8 protein-coding genes are annotated in these 11193 nt (G+C 57.4%); all 8 read left to right on the plus strand.

Annotation, left to right across the window (positions count from 1 at the left end; translation table 11 throughout):
• The first annotated feature begins 692 nt into the window (after positions 1–692).
• Positions 693–2741: a transketolase gene (gene tkt / locus AFERRID_RS00330; protein WP_126604117.1), complete on the plus strand. Its 2049-nt coding sequence runs from the start codon at positions 693–695 to the stop codon at positions 2739–2741.
• Between the two features lie 132 nt (positions 2742–2873).
• Positions 2874–3893, plus strand: coding sequence for a phosphogluconate dehydrogenase (NAD(+)-dependent, decarboxylating) (gene gnd / locus AFERRID_RS00335; protein WP_126604118.1), 1020 nt, complete (start codon positions 2874–2876; stop codon positions 3891–3893).
• 1 nt (position 3894) lies between these two features.
• Entirely contained in the window at positions 3895–5310 is a 1416-nt protein-coding gene (zwf, locus tag AFERRID_RS00340) for a glucose-6-phosphate dehydrogenase (RefSeq protein ID WP_126604119.1), read from the plus strand.
• Positions 5294–7117 carry a glycoside hydrolase family 15 protein gene (locus AFERRID_RS00345; RefSeq protein ID WP_126604120.1) on the plus strand — a complete coding sequence of 608 codons (1824 nt, stop codon included), beginning with the start codon at positions 5294–5296 and terminating at the stop codon, positions 7115–7117. Before zwf ends, AFERRID_RS00345 begins: the two co-directional genes overlap by 17 nt.
• Positions 7118–7137: 20 nt before the next feature.
• Complete coding sequence (locus AFERRID_RS00350; protein ID WP_126604121.1) at positions 7138–7866, plus strand: ROK family protein; 729 nt, start codon at positions 7138–7140, stop codon at positions 7864–7866.
• A gap of 224 nt (positions 7867–8090) precedes the next feature.
• Complete coding sequence (gene ndhC, locus AFERRID_RS00355; protein WP_071183027.1) at positions 8091–8525, plus strand: NADH-quinone oxidoreductase subunit A; 435 nt, start codon at positions 8091–8093, stop codon at positions 8523–8525.
• Positions 8522–9160: a NuoB/complex I 20 kDa subunit family protein gene (locus AFERRID_RS00360; RefSeq protein ID WP_071183026.1), complete on the plus strand. Its 639-nt coding sequence runs from the start codon at positions 8522–8524 to the stop codon at positions 9158–9160. Before ndhC ends, AFERRID_RS00360 begins: the two co-directional genes overlap by 4 nt.
• Positions 9161–9437: 277 nt before the next feature.
• Positions 9438–11189 carry an NADH-quinone oxidoreductase subunit C/D gene (gene nuoC / locus AFERRID_RS00365; RefSeq protein WP_126604122.1) on the plus strand — a complete coding sequence of 584 codons (1752 nt, stop codon included), beginning with the start codon at positions 9438–9440 and terminating at the stop codon, positions 11187–11189.
• The last annotated feature ends 4 nt before the right edge of the window (positions 11190–11193 follow it).

Consider the following 11193-nt stretch of genomic DNA (forward strand, 5'->3'; position numbering starts at 1 on the left):
TCGAGCCTGATCTCAAGAATGCACAGGCAGAGGTCGGCTGGACAGCAGGCGTTCATGGCTGAGCGTTCTATTGCGCAGGCTCTTTGCGGATTGGTCACCCCCCTTCAAAATGCCCAGAATTTAGGCTCGGATAAGTCAACTGTCGATACCAAGCCCAGTCAGGGTCTCGGTACAGGCGTGATTGCATAGCGCCACTTCCCGGGCCTTTATCGTGGGTGGAGATGTCCATGAGAGTGTAGATCAAAGTCTCCTCTCCGGCATACATTGCGGGCGCCGTGTCTGCTGCCCGGTGTCCACCGCACCTTCTGGGGCCAGATGCTGCGCCCGCGTGATCGGTCCGTAAACTCCGACCCCGTCCGGCGCGAAACCGGGAACCGAATGGAGCACCCCTTCCCACCCTCTGCATTTTGCTTCGGTACATGGCCATGTCGGCAAGATCAATCAGTCGCCCCACATCGGCACCGTCATCCGGATAAATGCTGATACCGCTAGCTGTTGGATTACGGTTCGCTGTTGTGAGGTCGAAACATTATCCATAGAAATGATTGCACGCTATGAATATGCCGGATGGGAGTTTGAACTACACTATGTTTGTTAGGACAAGGCTAGGCTTTTATAAATAATCTATAAATGATGTTAGCCCTTCATATTTTAAATGATTCAGTAATCCTTGACCGCTCGAAGGAGTCATCATGGCCAACCCACGCGATCAACTATGCATCAACACGCTGCGCTTCCTGTCTGTGGACATGGTGCAGCACGCCAACAGCGGCCATCCGGGCCTGCCGCTCGGCGCCGCACCAATGGCCTATGTGTTGTGGACGCGCCTGCTCAAGCATCACCCGGCCAACCCGCACTGGTTCAATCGCGACCGCTTCGTGCTCTCGGCCGGACACGGTTCGGCGCTGCTCTACAGTCTGTTACACCTGAGCGGTTATGACCTTGCGCTGGACGACATCAAGCAGTTCCGTCAGTGGGGCAGCAAGACGCCCGGGCATCCCGAGCGCGGACACACGCCAGGCGTGGAAACCACCACCGGACCATTGGGGCAGGGCTTTGGCAATGCGGTCGGCATGGCGATCGCCGAGGCGCAGCTCGCGGCCCGCTACAACCGACCCAATCACGCGCTCATCGATCACCATACGTTTGCCATCGTCAGCGATGGCGATCTGATGGAGGGCGTGGCCTCCGAAGCGGCCTCCCTTGCCGGTCATCTCAAGCTCGGCAAGCTCACCTGCCTTTACGACGACAACTACGTCACCCTGGCTGCCGGTACTGATATCAGCTTCACCGAGAATCGAGCACTGCGCTTCGAGGCCTATGGTTGGCACACCATTTCGGTGGCGGACGGTAACGATGTGGCCGCGATCGAAGCCGCGCTGACCGCTGCACGCGCGGAAACTGCACGGCCGTCTCTGATCCTGGTGCGCACCCATATCGGGTTCGGTTCGCCCGAGCAGGACAGTTTCAAGGCGCACGGCTCACCACTCGGCGTGGACGATGTGCGCAAGACCAAACAGAAGCTGGGCTGGCCGACCGAGCCGGACTTCCTGATACCGGACGAAGCACTGGCGCATTTCCGCGAAGCGGTGGAGCTGGGTGCGCAGGACGAGGCAGCGTGGGACGAGCGCATGAGTGCCTACGCCAAGGCGTTCCCGGACATGGCAGAAGAGCTTCGGTATCGTTTGCGCGACGAACTGCCGCCGGGCTGGGACACGGACATCCCAGTATTCGAAGCCGACGCCAAGGGTCTCGCCACGCGCGATGCATCTGGCAAGGTGATGAACGCCATTGCGCCCAAACTGCTCGCGCTTACCGGCGGCTCGGCCGACCTCGACCCGTCGACGAAAACGGCCTTGAAGGGCATGGGCGACTTCAACCCGCCGCAGCTGAATAATACAGACAAACAAGGCTCCGACAGCGCTGGCTGGAGCTACGCCGGACGCAACCTGCACTTCGGCGTGCGCGAACATGCGATGGGTGCCATCGTCAACGGCCTCGCCGCGCACGGCGGTTTTATTCCGTATGGCTCGACCTTTTTGATCTTCTCCGACTACATGCGCCCAGCTATCCGGCTGGCCGCACTGATGGGGTTGCACGTCGTGCATGTATTCACGCACGACAGCATCGCCGTCGGCGAAGACGGCCCCACGCATCAACCGGTGGAGCAACTGGCGAGCCTCCGCGCCATTCCAAACCTCATCGTGATTCGTCCCGGCGATGCCAACGAAACCGCAGTCGCCTGGCGCGTCGCACTGGAAACACGCAAGCGGCCGGTGCTGCTGGTGCTGACCCGACAGGCGCTACCCACGCTCGATCGCAGGCATTATGCCGAGGCGGATGGTTTGCGCTGTGGTGCCTATGTGTTGAGCGATGCTCCGACCGGCAGGCCGGATCTGATTTTCATTGCCAGCGGTTCTGAAGTCGCACTGGTCGTGGCTGCGCAGCAGAAATTGCTGGGGGACAAAATCCAGGTGCGCATCGTCTCGATGCCAAGCTGGGAACTGTTCGATGCTCAGCCTCTCGAATACCGTAACGCGGTACTGCCGCCGGTGGTTGGCGCCAGGCTCGCGGTCGAAGCCGGCGTGTCGCAGGGCTGGCATCGTTATGTCGGCAGTCACGGCGATGTGCTCGCCGTAGATCGTTTTGGCGCATCGGCTCCTGGCGAGCTTGTGATGCGCGAGTATGGCTTCACCGTCGACAAGGTTTGCGCGCGAGCAAAGGCCCTGCTGGTCGGCTGATGCGCTGTCTGCGTTGCTCTACAGCTGGATCGCAACACACGCTTTTTCGAAACATTTTTTGTTATCGGTGGTAGCTGAAGAAACGCAGCAAGCGAGATCGGGATCACCCACCTCAAATAAGGAAACCCAAAGATGCAGATCGGAATGATAGGCCTGGGACGTATGGGCAGCAATATGGTGCGACGGCTGATACGGGGAGGACACCAATGCGTGGTGTACAACCGTCATCCCGGAGCCGTCAAGGCGCTCCACAGCGAAGGTGCCGTTGGCACGAACTCGCTTGACGATTTTGTCGCCCGTCTGACCAAACCACGCGCGATCTGGATGATGGTGCCGGCGACGGTTGTGGATGAGGTGCTGGCGCAGCTGGTACCGCTGCTTGAAGCGGGCGATATCGTCATTGATGGTGGCAATTCCTACTACCGCGACGATATTCGGCGCGCTGCTGAATTGCAGCAACATGGGCTCCATTATGTGGATGCGGGTACCAGCGGCGGAGTCGCGGGTTTAGAACGCGGCTATTGCCTGATGATGGGCGGTGAGAAAGATACCGTCCAGCACCTTGATCCGATCTTCGCCACGCTTGCCCCCGGCCTAGGCACGGCAACTCCAACCCCGGGCCGGGACAAGCCCGCAGCCACCGCAGATCAGGGCTATCTGCACTGCGGTCAGCACGGTGCCGGGCATTTCGTCAAGATGGTTCACAACGGGATCGAATATGGCCTGATGGCGGCGTATGCCGAGGGCCTGAATATTCTGCACAATGCCAATGTCGGCAAGCGCTCGCACGATAGCGATGCCGAGACCGCGCCGATGCGCAACCCGGAATTTTATCAGTATGACCTGGATCTGCCCGAGATCGCGGAAGTCTGGCGACGTGGCAGCGTGGTGGCGTCATGGCTGCTTGATCTGACTGCAGCTGCGCTGGTTGAGGATGCTGATCTCACCGGGTTCTCGGGGCGGGTGTCGGATTCGGGTGAGGGCCGCTGGACGGCACTGGCCGCTATCGATGAGGGCGTGCCGACACCGGTTATCAACGCGGCGCTGTTTGAGCGTTTTGCTTCGCGCGGCGATGCTGATTATGCCAACCGGATTCTGTCCGCGATGAGAAAGCAGTTTGGTGGGCACGACGAGAAAAAAGGCGAGCGCTGAGATGGAGCATACCGCAAACCGCATGATGCCGGCGGATGCGCTGGTGATCTTTGGCGTAACTGGCGATCTTGTCCACAAAATGATTTTCCCTGCGCTCTATGCGATGGCCAAGCACCGTGTACTCAACGTGCCGGTGGTAGGTGTTGCCGGTTCGAAGTTGAGCCTGGCGCAACTGCGTAAACGGGCGAAGGATAGCATCAAGCAAACCGGCAAGATCGATGACCGGGATGCCCTCGAACACCTCCTTTCCCTACTCCAGTATGTGGGCGGCGATTACAACGACCTGGAGACGTTCAAAGCCCTGAAACAGACCCTGGGCGATGCACAGCATCCTGCGCATTACCTTGCCATTCCCCCCGCACTGTTCGCGAAGGTGATCAAAGGGCTGGGTTCTTCTGGTCTGGCAGATCAGGCGCGCGTCATCGTCGAAAAGCCGTTCGGACGCGATCTGGCCTCGGCGCGGGAGCTCAACCGTATTGCGCTATCAGTGTTTAAAGAAGATTCGATTTTCCGCATTGACCACTATCTCGGGAAAGAGGCGATCATGAATATCCTTTATTTCCGATTCGCCAATTCGTTTCTCGAACCGATCTGGAACCGTAACCACGTGGCCAGCGTGCAGATCACCCTGGCCGAGGATTTCGGTGTAAAGGGTCGCGGAAAGTTTTACGAAAGCGCCGGTTGCCTGCGCGACGTCATCCAGAACCACATGTTCCAGGTTGCCGCGCTGCTGGCCATGGAGCCGCCGGCCTGTCAGGGCTATGGCGCCGTGCACAGCGAGAAAGCCAAAGTGTTTCAAGCCATGCGCCCCTTGCAGCCGGACGACATGGTGCGCGGCCAGTACGCGGGCTACCGCAAAGAGCCGGGCGTGGCGAAGGACTCGGACGTCGAGACATTCTGCGCATTGCGGCTGTTCATCGACTCGTGGCGCTGGCAAGGGGTGCCGTGGTACCTGCGTTCCGGCAAATGCCTGGCGGCAACAGCGGCTGAGGTTCTGGTGGAACTGAAACCACCGCCACAAAGGCTGTTCGACGATTCCGCACCGGCGGATGGGCGCGCCAATTACCTGCGCTTCCGGCTCTCTCCCAACGCTGCCGTCGCCCTCGCCGTGCGCGTCAAGCGTGCTGGCAAAGAGTTCGTCGGCGACCAACGCGAGCTCTCCCTGCTGGATGAACAGCCGAACGAAGAAACACCCTACGAACGACTGCTGGGTGATGCCATGGCCGGCGATGGCGCGCTCTTCACCCGTGAGGATGCGGTGGAGGCTGCCTGGGCGGTAGTCGATCCGGTCCTTGAAACGCACCACCCGGCGCACTCCTATAAGCCGGGCAGCTGGGGACCGAAACAGGCTGACGCGCTGATTGCGGCAGACGGAATCTGGCACAACCCGAGGTTTTCTGATGTCACTTCCGATTGAAGACTATGCCCTGATTGGCGACTGCCATACGGCAGCGCTGGTCGGCAGCGATGGATCTATCGACTGGCTGTGCTTTCCGAGATTTGATTCGGGTGCTTGTTTTGCTGCACTGTTGGGCGAGCCTGAACACGGACGCTGGTTAATCGCGCCAGTCGCAGAAGTGCGTAATATCCGGCGCAAATATCGCCCCGGCACACTGATTCTGGAAACCGATTTCGAGGCCGACGCAGGCGCTGTGCGGATCATCGACTTCATGTCGCTCTCGGAAGATCGTTGGGATGTCCTGCGTATCGTTGAAGGATTGCGTGGGCGAGTGGCCATGCGCATGGAGCTCATCATCCGCTTCGATTATGGTTCCATCATGCCTTGGGTGCAGCGGTCGGGCGATACGCTGCTGGCGACCGCCGGGCCGGACCGGCTGGAATTGCGCAGCGAAGTCGCCGTCCACGGAGAAAACATGAAAACCATGGCCGAGTTCCACGTGAGCAAGGGCGAGAGGATAAACTTTGCGCTCAATTATCGTCCTTCTTATGAAGCAGCTCAATCAACCATCGATCCGGAACAGGAACTGGTGGCAACCGAGAACGAGTGGCGTAAATGGTCCAAACGCTGCACCTACCAGGGACGCTGGCGCGACGCCGTCTTGCGCTCGCTGATCACTCTAAAGGCCCTGACTTATGCGCCCACCGGAGGAATTATTGCAGCGCCCACAACTTCGTTGCCGGAGCAGCATGGTGGCGTGCGTAACTGGGACTACCGTTACTGCTGGCTGCGTGATGCCACCTTCACGTTGAACGCGCTGCTGCTCGCCGGTTACCACGAAGAGGCCGTGGCCTGGCGCGAGTGGTTACTGCGCGCCATAGCGGGTAGCCCCGAAAGTCTGCAAACACTCTACAGCGTGACGGGGGAGCGGCGTCTGGAAGAATACGTGGTGGACTGGTTGCCCGGCTATGGGCGCGCGGTGCCTGTGCGGCTGGGCAACGCGGCATCTAAGCAGTTCCAGCTTGATGTCTACGGCGAAGTCATGGACACATTGCATCTGGCGCGAACCGTCGGCCTGGACCCGGAGCCGGCCGCCTGGCGGGTACAAGTCGCCATACTCCAATTCCTGGAATCGAACTGGCAGCAGCCGGATGACGGCATCTGGGAAATGCGCGGGCCGCAGCGCCATTACACCTACTCCAAAGTGATGGCATGGGTGGCTTTCGATCGGGCGGTCAAGGATGTCGAGGCCTTCGAGCTTGACGGCCCGGTTGAGCGTTGGCGGCAGGTGCGCGATGCGATTCACGCGCAGGTTTGTTCGGAGGGCTATGATGCGCAGCGCAACACATTCGTGCAGTTCTACGGCGCGCCGCATCTTGATGCAAGCCTGCTGTTAATTCCGCAGGTGGGCTTTCTGCCATCGGACGATCCGCGCGTACTGGGTACGATAGAGGCCATCAAGCGCGACCTCGTGGTCGATGGATTGGTGTTGCGTTATAAGACCGATGCCGACATAGATGCACTGCCGTCTGGAGAGGGCGCGTTTTTGCCTTGTTCATACTGGCTGGCCGGCAGTCTTGCGTTGATTGGACGGCGCGAAGAAGCTGAAGCCTTGTTCGAGCGCCTGCTTGGCTTGAGTAACGATGTTGGATTGCTGGCGGAAGAATACGATACACGCGGGCGCTGCATGCTGGGTAATTTTCCGCAGGCGCTGACGCACACGGCACTGATCAATACGGCCTATTTGCTGTCTATTCCAGAGGAACAGGCCAAACGCGCCAGCGAGGCAGGCGAACGGCCAGCCGCTGTGCTCCAAACGTCATGAAGCTGCAATTGGGGAAGAATATGAAGATACTTGTTATCGACGTCGGCGGCTCGCACGTCAAGTGTATCGCTAGCGGGCAAACAAATCCCGTCAAATTCAAATCCGGGCCGAAGCTGACCCCGCACCAGATGGTGCGAAAAGTTCTGAAGATCACCAAGGATTGGCAATTCGACGCGGTTTCGATTGGTTATCCCGGCGTGGTTCGCTACGGCAAGATTGTCCGCGAACCGCACAATCTGGGTTCGGGCTGGATTGGCTTCGATTTTCAAGCGGCCTTCGGGCGCCCGGTAAAGGCCATCAACGATGGGGCAATGCAGGCACTCGGCGGCTACGAAGGCGGAAAGATGCTGTTTCTTGGCCTGGGAACGGGGCTGGGATCGGCACTCATCGTCGATGGTGCGATTGCGGCGATGGAACTTGGGCATCTGCATTACTCGGAGGGGTGCAACTACGAAGACTATCTGGGCAAACAGGGGCGCAAGCGGCTGGGAAACAAGAAATGGCGTGGCAAAGTAATGGATGCCTTGGAGGGTTTCCGCAAGGCACTGTTGCCCGATTACATCGTGCTGGGCGGAGGCAATGCCGCAAAGCTGAAGCGAATGCCGCCGCAGACCCGTCGTGGCGACAACGCCGATGCGCTTCTTGGCGGTTTCCGTTTGTGGGAACGGCAAAACCGGAATGCTGCAGGGCCAAGTGGAAATGCATGGACCTTGCCTATCTGGTTTGTTGCCAATCATGCTATCGAGTGAATCCGTTGAGCGCTGCGGTGCATTTCTGCAGATGGCGCAAACAAGCACATCCTGCTTCCGCATCCGTCGCGTATTCGATTATCTGCGCATGACGAATACTCGGCGCCCGCAACGCTCGGAGGTGGCTGAGAACAAATTTACCGCAACCTATTTACTGATACAGGAATCTATGGTATGAGTTGTAACTCTTCAGTGGTTTACTATTATGGGGGGGTAGCTTTCGTATGACCCAGCTCATCGTCGCTGTGCCTCCAATACTTTGGCCGCTAGTCGTCTATTTTTTTGTTGTTATTGCTCTCGTTGTCACGATCCTCGCTGTCTCTTCGATACTCGGCGAACGCACGATCGGCCGAGCAACCAACGACATATTCGAGTCCGGCATTGTCACGGTCGGCAATGCCCGCTTTCGCGTACCGGCAAAATTTTATCTTATCGCCATGTTCTTTGTGATATTTGATCTAGAGACGGTATATCTCTTTGCATGGTCCGTCGTTGTGCGCACGGTCGGTTGGCCCGGCTATTTTGAGGCGCTCGCATTTATCATGATGCTCGTGGCGGCATTGGCATACCTGTGGCGAACAGGGGCACTTGAGTGGGCGCCAACCGGACGTCGGCCACTGGTGGTCACCGCAGAACGACGAGGGGAAACGAAGCAATGAAGTGGCAATTAACTGAAACATCTAACAAGCCCCCTGAATCAATCGATACAGGGACGATCGACGACAACGTCCGGCGCAACGTGCTGCTAACGCGCCTTGAAGATCTTGTTTCCTGGGGTCGCAAAAACTCTGTCTGGCCTTTTAACTTTGGGCTTTCTTGTTGCTATGTAGAAATGGCAACAAGTTTCACCAGCAAATACGACATTGCACGGTTTGGTTCGGAAATCATTAGAGGCAGTCCACGACAAGCGGACTTGATGGTCGTGTCAGGGACTGTGTTCATGAAGATGGCGCCCGTACTGAAGCGCTTATATGAACAGATGATGGCCCCACGTTGGGTGATATCCATGGGCTCCTGCGCTAATTCTGGGGGGATGTACGATATTTACAGTGTCGTACAAGGGGTCGACAAGATTATACCCGTCGACGTGTATGTGCCAGGTTGTCCGCCTCGGCCGGATGCCCTGTTGCAAGGCCTCATTTTGCTTCAAGAATCAATAGGAAAAGAGCGGCGTCCATTGAGTTGGACTTTAGGGCCACAGACCACAGAGCGGTCTCCGAAACCAAGCCAACGCGACTTAGATAACGCTGAAAGAATCAAAGTTACAGGTCTTAGACATATGGATAAGGTTTAAGGGACATACTGCTTGAGCTGCAGATTGCCAGTTGTTTGCACAAGAGCTGATGTTGAGCACGTGAATTTACCGGATACTGATGCAAAGCGTTGACGCAATGTTAACTGGCGCACGGACACAAGACAGACTATGCCTGCAGACTGTTTTGTAAAATAGGATGCGTTAGGAGAGATGCTGGATCTCGGGGAGTTCACGCGGAACTGCATACGGTACGCCGCCCCTCGCCCTTAAAACATTCTTGGTGGCTCATGCCACCCGCAGAACGTCAGGAGCCACAATGGGCAGTTCGGATGCCGCCATCTGCGATTTACACCGTATATTCGGGCAAGATCATTTCGTCTCGCAACCTGCATGCGATGCAGACATTCCCATGATTTGGGTCGCGAAAGATACATTTCATGCCGTGCTTCGCTACCTAAAATCGAGCATCGACAGGCCGTACCGGATGCTATACGACATGACCGCCATCGACGAACGGGTACGCAATCACCGTGAAGGCCAGCCGCCAAGCGATTTTACGGTTGTCTATCACCTCCTATCTTTTGAGCGCAATGCCAGTCTGCGAATAAAAGTGGCCCTGCTCGGGGAGTATCCGTCGCTTCCAACCATCACCGATACGTGGCCCGCGGCAAATTGGTACGAGCGTGAGGTTTGGGACATGTTTGGCATCACGTTTGATGGGCACCTACACATGACACGACTCCTGCTCCCACCAACATGGGACGGGCACCCACTGCGCAAAGAGCACCCCGCACGCGCTACCGAGATGGGCGAGTATAGGCTCCCCGACGACAAACAGGATCGGGAACAAGAGGCTTTGCGGTTCAAGCCTGAAGACTGGGGCATGAAAAGCGGCGACGGCAATACCGACTTTATGTTTCTTAATCTTGGACCCAACCACCCCGGCGTACACGGCGTATTCCGCATTATCTTGCAATTGGATGGTGAGGAGATCGTCGACGCCGTGCCTGATATCGGGTATCACCACCGTGGTGCCGAAAAAATGGCGGAGCGCCAGTCTTGGCACAGCTATATCCCCTATACCGACCGCATCGATTATTTGGGCGGCGTGATGAATAACTTGCCCTATGTTTTAGCAGTCGAGAAATTGGCGGGGATCGTGGTACCCGATCGCGTCAAGGTAATTAGGGTCATGATGGCGGAGTTTTTTCGAATTGCGAGTCACCTCGTTTTTTACGGTACGTTTGTCCAAGACATCGGTGCCCTGTCGCCGGTGTTTTATATGTTTTCTGACCGCGAGCGCGTTTTTGACATTGTCGAAGCGATTTGCGGTGGCCGCATGCACCCGAGCTGGTTTCGCATTGGCGGGGTCGCGCATGACTTACCGGAGGGCTGGGATCGTTTGGTGGCGGATTTTTTGACGTACTTCAAGCCGCGCATGGATCACTACGATCGCATGCTTATGGGCAATAAGATTTTGAAAAAACGCACCCAAGGGGTCGGTCAGTATACCGTGGATGAAGCCATCGAGTGGGGTGTCACGGGTGCCGGCCTGCGGGCTTGTGGCTTGGAGTGGGACTTTCGAAAGAAACAACCGTATTCCGGGTACGATCAATTCGAGTTCGACATTCCTATAGCCACGCATGGCGACTCTTATGACCGGTGTTGGGTCCGCGTCCAGGAGCTCCGTCAGAGCGTGCGCATAATAGAGCAGTGCCTTGCCCATATGCCAGTAGGCGAATATAAGGCCCGTCACCACCTTACGACACCGCCGCTCAAAGACCACACCATGCACGATATAGAAACGCTGATTAACCACTTTTTAGGCGTCAGTTGGGGCCCAGTTATGCCTCCCGGCGAGGCATTCCAGAATATTGAGGCCACCAAGGGGGCGAATGGCTATTACTTGGTAAGCGATGGAAGCACGATGTCCTACCGCACGCGCATTCGCACACCCTCTTTCCCCCACCTGCAAATGATTCCTTTGATTTCGCGCGGATTCATGATTCCCGATCTGATCGCCACACTCGGCAGTATAGATTTTGTTATGGCCGACGTTGACCGCTGAGGAT

This window comes from Acidithiobacillus ferridurans, assembly GCF_003966655.1.
Classification (GTDB): Bacteria; Pseudomonadota; Gammaproteobacteria; order Acidithiobacillales; family Acidithiobacillaceae; genus Acidithiobacillus; species Acidithiobacillus ferridurans.